The sequence below is a fragment of the Helicobacter pylori genome (genome assembly GCF_021062735.1).
GTDB lineage: Bacteria > Campylobacterota > Campylobacteria > Campylobacterales > Helicobacteraceae > Helicobacter > Helicobacter pylori_DN.
On record NZ_JAHXLB010000006.1, the window covers coordinates 89,758 to 104,691 of the forward strand.

At 39.2% G+C, this 14,934-nt stretch carries 14 protein-coding genes and 1 pseudogene; 12 read left to right on the forward strand and 3 right to left on the reverse strand.

Annotated elements, in window-relative coordinates; genetic code table 11:
• Positions 1–11: 11 nt before the first annotated feature.
• The 5 genes from KX581_RS03885 to KX581_RS03905 are packed head-to-tail and all read left to right on the forward strand — an operon-like array spanning position 12 to position 4,015.
• On the forward strand, positions 12–1,145 hold the full coding sequence (locus KX581_RS03885) for an ABC transporter permease (RefSeq protein ID WP_231175642.1): 1,134 nt from the start codon (positions 12–14) through the stop codon (positions 1,143–1,145).
• Entirely contained in the window at positions 1,145–1,930 is a 786-nt protein-coding gene (locus KX581_RS03890) for an ABC transporter ATP-binding protein (RefSeq protein WP_231175643.1), read from the forward strand. The genes KX581_RS03885 and KX581_RS03890 overlap by 1 nt, the downstream gene beginning before the upstream one ends.
• Complete coding sequence (locus KX581_RS03895; protein WP_231175644.1) at positions 1,915–2,730, forward strand: MlaD family protein; 816 nt, start codon at positions 1,915–1,917, stop codon at positions 2,728–2,730. Before KX581_RS03890 ends, KX581_RS03895 begins: the two co-directional genes overlap by 16 nt.
• Before the next feature lie 2 nt (positions 2,731–2,732).
• A complete protein-coding gene (locus KX581_RS03900) occupies positions 2,733–3,410 on the forward strand; it encodes a hypothetical protein (protein WP_231175645.1) in 678 nt (225 codons plus the stop codon).
• A 17-nt stretch (positions 3,411–3,427) separates the two neighbouring features.
• Entirely contained in the window at positions 3,428–4,015 is a 588-nt protein-coding gene (locus KX581_RS03905; RefSeq protein ID WP_220974714.1) for an META domain-containing protein, read from the forward strand.
• A gap of 295 nt (positions 4,016–4,310) precedes the next feature.
• Here KX581_RS03905 and KX581_RS03910 read toward each other — a convergent pair whose 3' ends face one another.
• Positions 4,311–5,363, reverse strand: a complete 1,053-nt coding sequence (locus tag KX581_RS03910) for a cytochrome-c peroxidase (RefSeq protein WP_231175646.1) — start codon at positions 5,361–5,363, stop codon at positions 4,311–4,313.
• Positions 5,364–5,510: 147 nt separating this feature from the next.
• On the opposite strand from KX581_RS03910, the gene dnaE reads away from it, so the two are divergent.
• The 7 genes from dnaE (at position 5,511) to KX581_RS03945 (ending at position 13,158) form a co-directional block, all read left to right on the forward strand.
• Positions 5,511–9,146 carry a DNA polymerase III subunit alpha gene (dnaE, locus tag KX581_RS03915; RefSeq protein WP_231175647.1) on the forward strand — a complete coding sequence of 1,212 codons (3,636 nt, stop codon included), beginning with the start codon at positions 5,511–5,513 and terminating at the stop codon, positions 9,144–9,146.
• On the forward strand, positions 9,128–9,916 hold the full coding sequence (locus tag KX581_RS03920; RefSeq protein ID WP_180628965.1) for a pseudouridine synthase: 789 nt from the start codon (positions 9,128–9,130) through the stop codon (positions 9,914–9,916). Before dnaE ends, KX581_RS03920 begins: the two co-directional genes overlap by 19 nt.
• Positions 9,917–9,971: 55 nt before the next feature.
• Complete coding sequence (locus KX581_RS03925) at positions 9,972–10,286, forward strand: thioredoxin family protein (RefSeq protein ID WP_231175648.1); 315 nt, start codon at positions 9,972–9,974, stop codon at positions 10,284–10,286.
• Between the two features lie 419 nt (positions 10,287–10,705).
• Positions 10,706–11,338 carry a penicillin-binding protein activator LpoB gene (gene lpoB, locus KX581_RS03930; RefSeq protein ID WP_000243392.1) on the forward strand — a complete coding sequence of 211 codons (633 nt, stop codon included), beginning with the start codon at positions 10,706–10,708 and terminating at the stop codon, positions 11,336–11,338.
• Positions 11,339–11,361: 23 nt separating this feature from the next.
• Positions 11,362–11,889: an LPP20 family lipoprotein gene (locus KX581_RS03935; RefSeq protein WP_029650475.1), complete on the forward strand. Its 528-nt coding sequence runs from the start codon at positions 11,362–11,364 to the stop codon at positions 11,887–11,889.
• A 6-nt stretch (positions 11,890–11,895) separates the two neighbouring features.
• On the forward strand, positions 11,896–12,237 hold the full coding sequence (locus KX581_RS03940; protein ID WP_180438840.1) for a hypothetical protein: 342 nt from the start codon (positions 11,896–11,898) through the stop codon (positions 12,235–12,237).
• Positions 12,238–12,246: 9 nt separating this feature from the next.
• Complete coding sequence (locus tag KX581_RS03945; protein WP_097679234.1) at positions 12,247–13,158, forward strand: LPP20 family lipoprotein; 912 nt, start codon at positions 12,247–12,249, stop codon at positions 13,156–13,158.
• Between the two features lie 357 nt (positions 13,159–13,515).
• On the opposite strand, the pseudogene KX581_RS03950 reads toward KX581_RS03945, so the two are convergent.
• Together KX581_RS03950 and KX581_RS03955 are read right to left on the reverse strand one after the other, a co-directional pair.
• Positions 13,516–14,103: pseudogene (locus tag KX581_RS03950) on the reverse strand (restriction endonuclease subunit S); the annotation flags it as partial.
• 14 nt (positions 14,104–14,117) lie between these two features.
• Positions 14,118–14,894 carry a CAAX protease gene (locus KX581_RS03955; protein WP_120872566.1) on the reverse strand — a complete coding sequence of 259 codons (777 nt, stop codon included), beginning with the start codon at positions 14,892–14,894 and terminating at the stop codon, positions 14,118–14,120.
• Positions 14,895–14,934 lie beyond the last annotated feature (40 nt).

Genomic DNA, 14,934 nt, shown 5'->3' on the forward strand with positions numbered 1-14,934 from the left:
AATATATTTTAATGAAGACAGAGAAACAAAAATTTTTGGAGATGCGTAAAGATGGGGCGAACTCTGTGCTGATTTTAAGAGGTGATTGGGATTTTAAAACGAGCGTGTTTCGTTTAGATGAGTTGAAAAAAAATTTATTAGATCATCAAGGGTCTTTAAAAATGGATTTTTCAGGGTGCCAAAAAGTGGATTTTGTTTTTGGCATGTTTTTATTTGATTTAGTTAAGGAGCGTTCTTTAAACATTGAATTGTGCAACGTGAGCGAGAATAACGCATGCGCTTTGAAAGTGGTTAAAGACTGGCTTGAAAAAGAAGAGGATTTAGAGTCTAAAAAAGCGGGCAAAAAATACGAGCTTATGATCACTAAATTGGGTAAGAGTATCGTAGAGACTTACAACACCTTTTTAAACGCGTTCAATTTTTGCGGCATGATTTTATTTTACTTCATTAAAAGCGTTTTCAACCCCAAACGCTTTTGCATCACTCCTTTGCTCTATCATATCAATGAATCCGGGTTTAAGGTTTTGCCCATAAGTATTTTAACGGTGTTTATCGTGGGGTTTGCCGTTGCTTTACAAGGGGCTTTACAATTACAAGACATGGGCGCGCCTTTAATGTCGGTTGAAATGACGGCTAAACTCGCTTTAAGAGAGATCGGCCCTTTTATTTTAACCCTTGTGGTTGCTGGGAGGAGCGCGAGCAGTTTTACCGCGCAAATTGGGGTGATGAAGATCACTGAAGAATTAGATGCGATGAAAACCATGGGCTTTAACCCTTTTGAATTTTTAGTGTTGCCTAGGGTGTTAGCTTTAGTGATTGTTTTGCCTTTATTGGTGTTTATCGCTGATGCGTTCGCCATTCTTGGGGGCATGTTTGCGATTAAATACCAATTGGATTTGGGCTTTCCAAGCTATATAGACAGACTGCATGACACAGTGGGTTGGAATCATTTTTTGGTAGGGATTGTCAAAGCCCCTTTTTGGGGGTTTGCAATTGCGATGGTAGGGTGCATGCGCGGGTTTGAAGTCAAGGGGGATACTGAGAGCATTGGGCGCTTGACCACTATTAGCGTCGTGAACGCGTTGTTTTGGATCATTTTCTTAGACGCTGTTTTTTCTATCATCTTTTCTAAGTTGAACATATAATGAACGCTATTAACCATCAAGTCTTAATTGAAGTGAAGGATCTCCATAGCGCTTTTGGGAACACCATTATCCATAGGGGCGTGAGTTTTAGCGTGCATAAGGGCGAAGTGATGGCGATTTTAGGGGGTTCAGGGAGCGGTAAAAGCACACTTTTAAGGTGCATGATCTTGCTCAATCGCCCTACAAAGGGGGAAGTGTTGCTTTTTGGGGAAGATATATGGAAACTCAAAGAAAGAGAGCAGCAAAAGATTTTTAACCGCTGCGGCATTTGCTTCCAGTTTGGGGCGTTGTATAGCTCTTTAACGGTTTTAGAAAATGTGGGTGTCATGCTAGAGCAATACGGCGCTTATTCTAAAAAAATTGTTGAAGAAATTTCTAAAATGTGGATTGAAAAAGTGGGTTTGCCCCCTAGGGCTTACCACCTTTACCCCTATGAATTGAGTGGGGGGATGAAAAAGCGCGTGGGTATAGCTAGGGCTATGGCGACTAATCCAGAGATCTTATTTTTAGACGAGCCAACAAGCGGGCTAGATCCTTATAGCGCGGGCAAATTTGATGAACTGATTATGACGCTCAAAGAGAGCTTACAGCTTACGGTGGTGATGATTACGCATGATTTAGATTCCGTGCATGATTGCGTGGATCGATTCATCATGCTCAAAGACGGGCTATTGGAGTTTAATGGGGATTTAAAAGATTTTATTAAAAAAGCTCAAACTCAAGGGCTAGATGAAGGCAATTTATTCAATTCAAGACGAGGAGAGAAATTTTGGAAAGGCATGTGAATTACACTTTAATCGGCGGGCTCTTCTTTTTATGCTTAGTGTGCATGGTAGGCTTTATTTTATGGCTAGGCCATTTGGGCTTAGATGACGGAAAATATTATGAATATGTGGTCTATACGGACAAAGACTTGGGAGGCATTGCGACCAACTCGCCCGTTAATTACAAAGGGATTCAAGTGGGTAATGTCATCAAGGTGGGTTTTGTAAAGGATAAAGTGGGGGTGGTCCGTTTGGATTTGATGATTAAATCCAGCGTCAAGATCCGTAAAGACTCCAAAGTGGCGGTTTCTTCTAGAGGGCTTATGGGGTTAAAATTTTTAGCCTTAGAGCAAAGCCACAATGAAGAATTTTATGGCAGTGGCGATAAAGGGGAGCGGATTTTGATCTTTAAAGAAGGGCTTATGGATCGCTTGAGCGTGGATGCTAACCAAGCGATGCAAGAAGTGATGAAAGCGATTAAAAACATGAATAAGATTTTAGACGATGAAAATGTGGAAAAGTTCAAGCACATTCTTGCTTCAGTAGATGATCTCATCGCTAACTTGGATTCAAGAAAGACTCAATTTGATGCCTTGATTGGCAACGCTAACAATCTTGTTTCTAATGTCAATAATGTGGCTTTAGATGTGGATAAGCGCCTAAAACAGGGGCAATACGACTTTAAAGCGATGTTCACTCCCTTAATCATGCAAGCACAGTTGAGTTTAAGAAACATTGATAATTTTGTGGAAAAAGGCTCTGCTTTGATAGATAAATTTGACGCTAACCCCTATAAAACGATTTTTGGAGAAAGGAAATAATCATGAGAGCTGCGGCGATAAAAATCTTTTCACTCTCATCAGCATTAGCCTTATTGCTTCAGGGTTGCTTGAGTATCAATTTAAAACAAATGCTACCAGAGATCAGAACTTATGATTTGAATGCGAGTTCTTTTGAAATCACGCAATGCCCTAAACCTTTGACTGAAGTGAGGCTCATTAGTATTTTGAGTGCGGATTTATTCAACACTAAAGAGATCGTGTTTAAAGCCCAAGACGGGCAGATCACGCATGGGAAACACCAAAAATGGATAGACTTGCCTCGCAACATGCTAAAAACCATGTTCATGCAAGAAGCGCAAAAAGCATGCTTAGGCGTGGCTTTGCCCCCTTATGGTGCGGGCGCGCCCACTTATGCGGTCCGTTTTACGATTTTATCGTTTTCTCTTTTAGAAAAAGAAAATTCTACCTATAGGGCGGAATTTGCACTAGGCTATGATATTAGCGTGAAAGGCGATTCGCATTCTGGAGTGATCATTAAGCATGAAAATATTTCTAGCTTGGAAAATAAAACGACCAAAACGAGTAAAAATGGCAATCAAGATTTTCAAGAAAGTGCGATACAATCCCTCCAACATGTAAGCGAACAAGCGATGCAAGAAGCGATTTCTTTGATTAAAAAAGCCATTGAAGCGCAAAGCGTAAGCCCGTTAAAAAAATAAACATAAGGAGGAATTGTTTGAACTTACGATTGGTTGGAGCAAGCGTTTTAACCGCTTGTGTCTTTTCGGGGTGTTTTTTTTTAAAAATGTTTGATAAAAAACTTTCTAGCAATGATTGGCATATCCAAAAAGTAGAAATGAACCATCAAGTGTATGACATTGAAACCATGCTCGCTGATAGCGCCTTTAGAGAGCATGAAGAAGAGCAAGATTCCTCTCTCAATACCGCTTTACCTGAGGATAAGACAGCACTTGAAGCCAAAGAGCAGGAGCAAAAAGAAAAAAGAAAACACTGGTATGAGCTTTTCAAAAAGAAGCCAAAGCCTAAAAGCTCTATGGGAGAGTTTGTGTTTGACCAAAAAGAAAATCGTATTTATGGCAAAGGCTATTGCAACCGGTATTTTGCCAGCTATGTATGGCAGGGCGATAGGCATATTGGAATTGAAGATAGCGGGATTTCAAGAAAAGTGTGTAAAGATGAGCATTTAATGGCGTTTGAATTGGAATTTATGGAAAATTTTAAGGGTAATTTTACGGTAACTAAGGGCAAGGATACGCTCATTTTAGACAACCAAAAAATGAAAATTTATTTGAGAACGCCTTGAGTTTATGTTTTGTGTTTTAAGTGCGATCTAAAATCAAAAAACATTCTAAATGATAAAGAGATTAAAAAATTTTTAAAAAATAGGAGTAAAAATCATTCTTTTAAGGGGATAGGGGTATTTTGAAACAATTCTCCCCCTACAACCCTCCAACTAAATCCCTCTAAACCCCATAAAGATCGCTTTTTAAGGGATTATCGCTTGGCTTTTCGCAAGCTTTTTATTATTTTGATCGCAAAAGATGCTTTGAGCGTTTTTTAGATTTGGCGTCAAAGCCCCCTAAAAGGACTTTTTTAAATCAAAAAGAGGGTTTAGGGGTTTTGTCTGTCATTATAGGGAGTTCTGGATAGAGTATTTTAGGTTTTTTACCCTTTAAGGCTTCAAAGAAGGTTTCAATTTTTTTCGCTTCTGCATCACTGATTTCAATGCCTAACTGGATAGAGCCCATTTCTTTAATCGCATCTTTAACATCCCAAAATTGCCCGTTATGGAAATAGGGCATCGTTTCGGTGATATTCCTTAAAGTAGGCACTTTCACAAGCCCGTTTTTATCGCCTTTGAAATCGCCTACATTAGCGAATTTATAAGGTTTGACCACCCCAAAAGGCTGCATCGTTCCCCCAAGATTGATGCCGTTATGGCAAGCCACACAGCCTTTAGAAATGAATAAATCCAGCCCCTCTTTTTCGGCTTTACTGAGCGCTTTAGGATTGCCTCTTAAAAAATCATCGTAACGGCTTGGGGTGATGAGCGTGGCTTCAAACATAGCGATACTATCAGCGATCAATTTAAAATCAATTTTGACTTTAGAGCCATAAGCTTTTCTAAAGAGTTTGACATAGCCTGGCATGGAATTGATTTTTTCTACCACCACTTTGGGATCAGCCCCCATTTCAAAAGAAGACTGGATCGGCCCTTGTGCTTGTTCGTTTAAATGCGTAACCCTGCCATCCCAAAACTGCACATCGTTAAACACAGAGTTATACACCGTTGGGGAGCTTAAAAGGTGGGGGTTTTTCTTCCATTGAGAACCTACCGCGCTTGGGACTAAATCCACCCCGCCTAAGCCCAAATTATGGCATGTGTTGCAAGACACGAGATAGGAAGTGGAAATCCTAGGGTCAAAATAGAGCATTTTGCCCAATTCCACTTGAGCGGAGGTCATGATTTCGCTGTTTTTAGCGCCAATGCCCACATCTCTGGTTTTTTTGATTTGGTATTCTTTGAGCGCTTTGCCCATAGGCATGGGTTCTAACTGGCTTTCCCTCGCTTTTTTGATCAATTCTAAATCGTTTAGGGCATGAGCACAAGAAAAAGCCAGACAAACGCCCAACAAAATGGATTTTTTCATGATGAACTCCTAAAATAGCATTAAAAATAATAAAAACTTTCTTATTATAACCACCATTTTAAAATAATTTACCACTAAATGAACTGATAAAGAGTTTTTTAAAGAGCGATAGGTATAATGGCGTTAAATCCAAATAGGGGTTATACAATGAAAGAGAATAAAGCCTTCACGCATTTGCACTTGCACACAGAATATTCGCTTTTAGACGGGGCGAACAAGATTAAAATTCTAGCCAAACGCATTAAAGAATTGGGCATGAAAAGCGTGAGCGTAACCGATCATGGGAACATGTTTGGAGCGATTGATTTTTATACGAGCATGAAAAAAGAAGGCATTAAGCCTATCATCGGCATGGAAGCGTATATCCATAATGACGACAACCTTTCTAGCAAAGAAACCAAGCAGCGCTTCCATTTGTGCTTATTCGCTAAAAACCAAGAGGGCTATGAAAATTTGATGTTCTTAAGCTCTATGGCGTATTTAGAAGGGTTTTATTATTTCCCGCGCATCAATAAAAAACTTCTAAAAGAGCATTCTAAAGGCCTTATCGCTTCTAGCGCGTGCTTGCAAGGGGAAGTCAATTACCATTTGAATACTCATAATGAGAGAAACCGCAAGTATGGGGCTAAAGGCTATGATGAAGCCAAAAAAATCGCTTGCGAATACCAAGAGATTTTTGAAGACGACTTTTATTTAGAAATCATGCGCCATGGCATTTTGGATCAGCGATTCATTGATGAGCAGGTCATTAAAATGTCTTTAGAAACGGGGTTAAAAATCATTGCCACCAACGACACCCACTACACCATGCCTAATGACGCTAAGGCTCAAGAAGTAGCGATGTGCGTAGCGATGGGTAAAACCCTAAACGATAAGGGGCGCTTGAAACACTCCGTGCATGAGTTTTACATCAAGTCCCCTGAAGAAATGGCAAAGCTCTTTGCAGATATTCCAGAAGCTTTAGAAAACACCCAAGAAATCGCTGATAAATGCGTTTTAGAGATTGATTTAAAAGACGATAAAAAGAACCCCCCAACCCCTCCAAGCTTCAAATTCACTAAAGCTTACGCTCAAAATGAGGGGCTGAATTTTGAAGATGACGCTTCTTATTTTGCTTACAAGGCTAGAGAGGGCTTGAAAGAGCGCTTAATTTTAGTGCCTAAAGAAAAGCATGATCAATACCAAGAACGCTTAGAAAAAGAAATTGAAGTCATTACGAGCATGAAATTCCCGGGGTATATGCTGATTGTGTGGGATTTTATCCGTTACGCTAAAGAAATGGGCATTCCTGTAGGGCCTGGTAGGGGGAGTGCGGCCGGGAGTTTGGTGGCTTTTGCTTTAAAAATCACGGATATTGACCCCTTGAAATACGATTTGCTCTTTGAAAGGTTTTTAAACCCCGAAAGAGTCAGCATGCCTGATATTGATACGGATTTTTGCCAACGCCGGCGTAAGGAAATCATAGAATACATGATTGAAAAATACGGCAAATACAATGTGGCTCAAGTCATCACCTTTAATAAGATGTTGGCTAAAGGCGTGATCAGAGATGTCGCAAGGGTTTTGGACATGCCTTATAAAGAAGCGGACGATTTTGCCAAACTCATCCCCAACCGATTAGGCATCACGCTTAAGGGTTATGAAAAAAATGGCGAGTTCATAGAGGGGGCGTGGGAATTAGAGCCTAAAATCAAGGAATTAGTAGAAAGCAATGACACCGCTAGACAAGTGTGGGAATATTCGCTCAATTTAGAGAATTTAAACCGCAACGCAGGCGTGCATGCGGCAGCTTTAGTGGTGGATAGCCAAAAAGAGTTGTGGCACAAAACCCCTTTATTTGCCTCTGAAAAAACCGGCGGTATCGTTACGCAATATTCCATGAAGTATTTAGAGCCGGTGGATTTGATCAAGTTTGACTTCTTGGGGCTTAAAACCTTGACCGTGATTGATGATGCGCTTAAAATCATTAAAACGCAGCATAACATTGATGTGGATTTTTTATCGTTGGATATGGACGATCCGAAAGTGTATAAAACGATCCAAAGCGGGGATACGGTGGGGATCTTCCAAATTGAATCCGGAATGTTTCAAGGGCTTAACAAGCGCTTAAGGCCTTCAAGCTTTGAAGACATTATCGCCATTATCGCGCTAGGCAGACCGGGGCCTATGGAATCAGGCATGGTAGATGATTTTGTGAATAGAAAGCATGGCGTTGAGCCTATCGCTTATGCGTTTAAAGAATTAGAGCCGATTTTAAAGCCCACTTACGGCACGATCGTCTATCAGGAGCAGGTGATGCAAATCGTGCAAACTATCGGCGGTTTCAGTTTGGGTGAAGCGGATCTCATCCGCCGCGCTATGGGGAAAAAAGACGCTCAAATCATGGCGGACAATAAGGCTAAATTCGTAGAAGGCGCTAAAAATTTAGGGCATGATGGTCAAAAGGCGGCTAATTTGTGGGATTTGATCGTTAAATTTGCCGGCTATGGTTTCAACAAATCGCATTCAGCCGCTTATGCGATGATCACTTTCCAAACGGCGTATTTAAAGACTTATTACAAGCATGAGTTCATGGCAGCGATGCTCACTAGCGAATCCAATAAGATTGAATCCGTGGCGCGCTATATTGATGAGGTCAGGGCTTTAGAAATTGGAGTGATGCCCCCGCACATCAATTCTTCTATGCAAGATTTCAGCGTGGCGGAGTTTAAAAACCAAAAGGGCGAGTTGGAAAAGAAAATCGTGTTTGGTTTAGGAGCGATTAAAGGGGTTGGGGGTGAGCCGATTAAAAACATCATTGAAGAAAGGGCTAAAGGGGATTATAAGAGTTTAGAAGATTTTATTTCACGAGTGGATTTTTCTAAACTCACTAAAAAATCTTTAGAGCCATTAGTGAAATCAGGGAGCTTGGACAATTTAGGCTACACTAGAAAAACCATGCTCGCTAACTTGGATTTGATCTGTGATGCCGGGCGCGCTAAAGACAAGGCTAATGAAATGATGCAAGGAGGCAACTCCCTTTTTGGAGCTATGGAAGGCGGAGTTAAAGAGCAGGTTATTTTGGATATGGTTGATTTGGGCGAACATGACGCTAAAACGCTTTTAGAATGCGAATATGAGACTTTAGGCATCCATGTTTCAGGCAATCCCTTAGACGAGTTTAAAGAAGAGATTAAGGGCTTTAAAAATTTAGTCAAAAGTATTGATATTGAAGAGTTAGAAATCGGCTCACAGGCTTATTTGCTGGGCAAAATCATGGAAGTTAAAAAGAAAATTGGCAAACGAAGCGGTAAGCCTTATGGCACAGCGGACATTTTGGATCGATACGGCAAGTTTGAACTCATGCTGTTTGAAAAGCAATTAAACGCTTTAGAAGAGTTGGATATTAGTAAGCCTTTAGTGTTTAAATGCAAGATTGAAGAGCAAGAAGAAGTGGCGCGATTAAGGCTTTTTGAAATCTTGGATCTAGAGAGCGCTAGAGAGGTTAAAATCCCTAAAGCCCGCTATAAAGACCCTGAAAAGCAAAAAGAAGATGTGCGCGAAATCCCCCCCATGGAAATACTCGCCTCCAGCTCTTGCTCTTTGGCGATCGTGTTAGAAAATGATGTGAAAAAAGAGTTTTTAAGGCAGATCAAAGAGAGCGCTCTAAAACACCAGGGCAAACGCCCCTTGTATCTGATCATCAAAGATAAGGATAAGCAATTCAAAATCCAAAGCGATCTAATGGTAAATGAAAAGATTAAGGACGATTTTAAAGAATTAGAGTGGAGGGATTTAGCTTGAGGATCAACCAATTTTTAGCCCATTACACCAAGCATTCAAGAAGAGAGGCTGAAAAATTGGTTTTAGAGGGGCGGGTGAAAATCAACCATGAGCATGCCAAACTCGCTAGCGTGGTTAAAGAAAACGACAAGGTGTTTTTAGACAAACGACTCATCAAACCCTTAAAAAACAAAAAATTCAGCGTGCTGGTTTATCACAAGCCAAAGGGCGAATTGGTGAGTAAAGTAGATCCCTTAAAACGGCGCGTGATTTATGAAAGCTTGGAGAAAAAATACGCCCATTTCGCGCCGGTGGGGCGTTTGGATTTTGCAAGCGAGGGGGTGCTACTCTTAAGCGATAGTAAGGCGGTGGTGAGCGCTTTGATGCATGCGAATTTAGAAAAAGAGTATCTTGTTAAGATTCAAGGCTTTGTTACAAGAGAGATAGAAAACGCCATGCAAGAGGGCTTGAAATTAGAAAACGCTACTAAGGGAGCGCACCAAAAAACCCCCATTAAAAGCATGGAATTTGCCCCCTTTATTGGTTATGAAATCATCAAAAACCATGCCAAATATTCTAAACTGAGAGTCATTATCAATGAGGGGAAAAACAGAGAATTGAGGCGTTTTTTTGCGTTTTTTAACGCTGGAGTGTTGGATTTAAGGCGCGTTCGTTATGGTTTTGTGAATTTGAATGCCTTGCCGGTAGGGAAAATGCGGTTTTTAAACCGCCAAGAATACAACGAATTGCATGCGTTTATGGCTAATAGGGCTAATACTAAAGGGGATTAGCGCTTGAAATATGCTATACTTCGGCGGTTGGGGGAAATAAAAATTAAGGATTATCATGTTAGAAGTGATTAACGGGAAGAATTACGCAGAAAAAACCGCTCATCAAGCGGTAGTGGTCAATGTGGGGGCGAGTTGGTGCCCGGATTGCAGAAAGATTGAGCCGATTATAGAAAATTTAGCCAAAACTTACAAAGGCAAGGTGGAATTTTTTAAGGTTTCTTTTGATGAAAGCCAGGATTTAAAAGAGAGTTTAGACATTCGCAAGATCCCTACTTTGATTTTTTACAAAAACGCCAAAGAAGTGGGGGAAAGGCTTGTAGAACCTAGCTCTCAAAAACCGATTGAAGACGCTCTAAAAGCGTTATTGTAAAGGGCATCATAAAGGGCGTTATCAAAGAGCCTTATTGTAAAAATAAGAGTTTAAAAATCTTTTAACTCTTTTTTTATTTAGTCTTTTTTTCTATAGTCCCTTTTTTTAGCCCCCTTTTTGATAGGGGACTAACTTCAAATAGCTTTTATGTTATTTCTTTATCTCAAAAAATCGTTTTTATCGTTTTTAAATCAGCATGTTTGTCAAAAAAGTTTCTTTAATTAAGCTAAAAATGAGCGAATTTGTGGTATTAATGCTTGCAGTGTGAAATTTGTAGGGCTAGAACTTGTAAAATGTGAAAAAAAAGACGCATAAAATGCTAAAATCCGCAAAAACACTGACGATGTGTTTAGATTAGAAGTTTAAAATTAGGAACGGAAGTATCTGTTTTAAATTTTGAATAGGGAGTTTCTATCACTATGGTATTGAAAACAAAATTAAAAATTATAAGCTCGGTGATTTTGAGTGCTTTATTATGGGTGGGTTGCTCAAGCGAAATGGCAACTTATCAAAATGTGAATGATGCCACTAAAAATACGACTGCAAGCATTAATAGCACGGATTTATTGCTAACCGCTAATGCGATGTTAGATTCCATGTTTAGCGACCCTAATTTTGAGCAACTCAAGGGCAAGCATTTGATTGAAGTCTCAGATGTGATTAACGACACCACGCAACCCAATTTGGACATGAATCTTTTGACGACTGAAATCGCGCGGCAGTTGCGGTTGCGATCTAATGGGAGGTTCAATATCACAAGGGCGAGCGGAGGGAGTGGCATTGCAGCGGATAGCAGAATGGTGAAACAGCGCGAAAAAGAACGAGAGAGCGAAGAGTATAATCAAGACACCACTGTAGAAAAAGGCACTTTAAAAGCCGCTGATTTATCTTTAAGTGGTAAAGTATCTAGTATCGCAGCCTCTATTAGTAGTTCTAGGCAGCGTTTAGACTATGACTTCACCCTAAGCCTTACTAACAGGAAAACGGGTGAAGAGGTATGGAGCGATGTTAAGCCTATTGTGAAGAACGCTAGCAATAAGCGTATGTTTTAAGTTTATATTTGAAAGGATGAACGATGAAAAATCAAGTTAAAAAAATTTTAGGGATGAGTGTGATAGCAACGATAATGATCGTAGGTTGTAGCCATGCCCCAAAATCAGGTATCAGTAAAAGCAATAAGGCATACAAAGAAGCGACTAAAGGCGCTCCTGATTGGGTAGTAGGGGATTTAGAAAAAGTGGCGAAGTATGAAAAATATTCAGGGGTCTTTTTAGGAAGGGCTGAAGATTTGATCACTAATAATGATGTGGATTATTCTACTAACCAGGCTACAGCGAAGGCTAGGGCTAATTTAGCGGCGAATTTGAAATCCACTTTACAAAAAGATTTGGAAAATGAAAAAACCAGAACGGTAGACGCTTCTGGTAAAAGGTCCATCAGCGGCACTGATACTGAAAAAATTTCTCAATTAGTGGATAAGGAATTGATCGCTTCTAAAATGCTTGCCCGCTATGTCGGTAAAGACAGGGTTTTTGTTTTAGTGGGCTTGGATAAGCAAATTGTGGATAAAGTGCGCGAAGAGTTGGGCATGGTTAAAAAGTAGGGTTTAATGAAACGCCTTGCTATCGCGTTCGCTTTGGTATTGGGAGTTGCGTGGGGGAAATCCTTGCCTAAGTGGGCGAGAGATTGCTCAAAAGAAGTGCGGATTGAAAAGACTCAAACCAAAGATGAAAAAATTTTAGTGTGTGGGATGAGCGATATATTGCTTTCGGATATGGATTACAGCTTGTCCTCAGCCAGACAAAACGCCTTAGAGAAAGTGATGGAAGCTTTCAAGGGGGATAAAATAGAGATTAAGGCTAGTGAGCTAAAGGCCACTTTTATTGATACGGATAAAGTTTATGTGCTTCTCAACATCACTAAGAAACACATCGCTTTAACGAATGAGTAAGGATTAATAATGAAAAAGATTATTCTTGCATGCCTTATGGCTTTTGTGGGTGCCAATTTAAGTGCAGAGCCCAAGTGGTATAGCAAGGCCTATAACAAAACAAACACCCAAAAAGGCTATCTTTATGGGAGTGGTTCAGCCACTTCTAAAGAAGCTTCTAAACAAAAAGCGTTAGCGGATTTAGTGGCGTCTATTAGCGTGGTGGTTAATTCCCAAATCCATATTCAAAAAAGTCGTGTGGATAATAAGTTAAAATCCAGTGATTCGCAAACGATTAACTTAAAAACCGATGACTTGGAATTGAATAATGTAGAAATTGTCAATCAAGAAGCGCAAAAAGGGATCTACTACACCAGAGTAAGGATTAATCAAAACTTGTTTTTGCAGGGTTTAAGGGATAAGTATAACGCTCTTTATGGGCAGTTTTCCACCTTAATGCCTAAGGTTTGTAAAGGGGTTTTTTTACAGCAATCTAAGAACATGGGGGATTTGTTGGCTAAAGCGATGCCTATAGAAAGGATTTTAAAAGCGTATTCTGTCCCGGTGGGTTCGTTAGAAAATTATGAAAAAATCTATTACCAAAACGCTTTCAAACCTAAAGTGCAAATCACTTTTGATAATAACAGCGATGCAGAGATTAAAAACGCTCTCATAAGCGCTTACGCTAGAGTGCTAACCCCTAGCGATGAAGAAAAACTCTATCAAATCAAAAATGAAGTTTTCACAGACAGCGCTAATGGCACCACACGCATTAGAGTGGTTGTTAGCGCGAGCGATTGTCAAGGCACGCCCGTATTGAATAGAAGTCTTGAAGTGGATGAAAAGAATAAGAATTTTGCTATCACGCGCCTGCAATCTTTGCTTTATAAAGAATTGAAAGATTATGCCAATAAAGAAGGGCAGGGCAATACGGGGTTATAAGCAAGGTATTAATCTTGCTTTATGCTTATTCATTCAGTTTTATAGCGTCATTATTTTGTTTAGTGTGGCGTTTTCGCACCCATTAAAATAACCCTCTGAAAGTTTGTGGCTTTTGTTCTCGCCAAATAAACTAAAACATCATTCAACACTCTTTATCCCACAAACCCATCTAAAACCACACCCGCTAAAAACTAAAATTAACAAAAACTAAAATCTTTTTTAAGAGTCTACACGAGCGAGCAAAAAGAATGACAATCAATAAAAACGAATTTTACAACAAATTTTAACAACTTGGATGCTCTCACAATCTATTACGCTTTGCATGGATTGCGCAAAGAACCTCTCTTAATACAATCTTTATTTTTTTAAAACCCTGATTTTAGCGCTCATTAAATCGTGGTTTAAGGCTTTTTTGATGTTTTCAAATTGGCGTTTTTTGTTTTTAAGGCTTGTGATCTCATGATCCAAATCGCTTAAAATGTTAGCGATAGCGATTTGTTCGTTTAGAGGGGGTAAAAGGATTTCAAAATCTTTCAAGGTTTGCTTAGTAATTGTTTTAATAATGCTTCCATCTGCTTTTCTTTTTTCTTCTTCAAATTTCGTAAAAAGACTTAAAACAAAAAAATATTTATTTACATCATTAAGCGTATTGTTATCAAAAATTAAAATTGTTCTATCACAATAACAATCATATTGTGTTAAAGCAACTCTACCGATTGTCCCTTGTAGGGTGATAATCACGCTATTTTTTGGAACAAAAACGCTCATGGGTTGTGCAATTTTGCTGATTTTTTGTTTGGTTTTTTGGGTAAGCTTAAAATTTTCACCCACATCATAAACTTGCACAAATGGCATACCATTATCACTATATCATTGTGGATTGCCATAAGGTTGCGGAAAAGAACCTCGCCTATATTTATAAGTCCCAAGCCTCACTCTTTGCCAATTTGAGGGCGTTGTTAATGCGTCCATGCGTTCTTTTGAATGGTTTTAAAAAAGATAGTGCGTTCTAATTTTAGGGTGTTATCAAAAGCGTTTTTAGGGTTAAAATCCAGCCTTAATAGCAAGATTTCAATGTTTTTAACTAGCGAACTTGTTTTGATTTTAGAAGGGTTGTTGTGGAATAAGTCATTCCTGGCTTTTCGTATCAAGCTGAAAGTCTTTAAAAAATGTTCCCAAGTGCCATAGACTGGCAAAACATACTCGTTGTATGTTTTGTAATCTGCAAATAAGGGTTTAAAATCGCTCCAATACATTTTAATAATGGTTTCTAAATCGCCAAGAGTGAATAAATTTAAGATTTGAAAGCCATTGTATCCTTTTAAGCTTTCTAAATGGTGGGTGTGTTTTAAGCGTTCAATCTTATGGTTAAGCTTTTTAGATAAAAACCAATCGTCAATATCCTTGCTGCTGTGTTTTTGAGCCAAAATAACCGCCATTTTAGAACGCAAAGCCGTTTCAAAAAAATGTATCCATAAAAAAAGCATGTGGTGCGTTTTAGTTCGTTTGTTATAAAAATGCATTAAAAAATCAAAAAGGTTATTGATTTCATTTTCTTTATTGGGGTATTTTTGTAACACGATACCCAATTCCTTACTAGCGCCTATGAGATAGTCATAGTGTAACACGCTAATAGATTTTTTTAATTGATCTAAACCCTTATTTTTGAAAGCAAGGGGGTTTTTTAGGGCTAGATGCTTTAAAATACGATTAAAAACTTCATTTTCAAGTTCCATTAAATTTCCTGTGCTATAATCTCTTCTAGTTTGGAGGTCT

What these genes read in the sequence shown, in the direction of transcription:
- KX581_RS03885 (WP_231175642.1), top strand. Translation starts at nt 12, where the DNA reads ATGAAGACAGAGAAACAAAAATTTTTGGAGATGCGTAAAGATGGGGCG.
- KX581_RS03890 (WP_231175643.1), top strand. Translation starts at nt 1,145, where the DNA reads ATGAACGCTATTAACCATCAAGTCTTAATTGAAGTGAAGGATCTCCAT.
- KX581_RS03900 (WP_231175645.1), top strand. Translation starts at nt 2,733, where the DNA reads ATGAGAGCTGCGGCGATAAAAATCTTTTCACTCTCATCAGCATTAGCC.
- KX581_RS03910 (WP_231175646.1), bottom strand. Translation starts at nt 5,363, where the DNA reads ATGAAAAAATCCATTTTGTTGGGCGTTTGTCTGGCTTTTTCTTGTGCT.
- dnaE (WP_231175647.1), top strand. Translation starts at nt 5,511, where the DNA reads ATGAAAGAGAATAAAGCCTTCACGCATTTGCACTTGCACACAGAATAT.
- KX581_RS03925 (WP_231175648.1), top strand. Translation starts at nt 9,972, where the DNA reads ATGTTAGAAGTGATTAACGGGAAGAATTACGCAGAAAAAACCGCTCAT.
- lpoB (WP_000243392.1), top strand. Translation starts at nt 10,706, where the DNA reads ATGGTATTGAAAACAAAATTAAAAATTATAAGCTCGGTGATTTTGAGT.
- KX581_RS03935 (WP_029650475.1), top strand. Translation starts at nt 11,362, where the DNA reads ATGAAAAATCAAGTTAAAAAAATTTTAGGGATGAGTGTGATAGCAACG.
- KX581_RS03940 (WP_180438840.1), top strand. Translation starts at nt 11,896, where the DNA reads ATGAAACGCCTTGCTATCGCGTTCGCTTTGGTATTGGGAGTTGCGTGG.
- KX581_RS03945 (WP_097679234.1), top strand. Translation starts at nt 12,247, where the DNA reads ATGAAAAAGATTATTCTTGCATGCCTTATGGCTTTTGTGGGTGCCAAT.
- KX581_RS03955 (WP_120872566.1), bottom strand. Translation starts at nt 14,894, where the DNA reads ATGGAACTTGAAAATGAAGTTTTTAATCGTATTTTAAAGCATCTAGCC.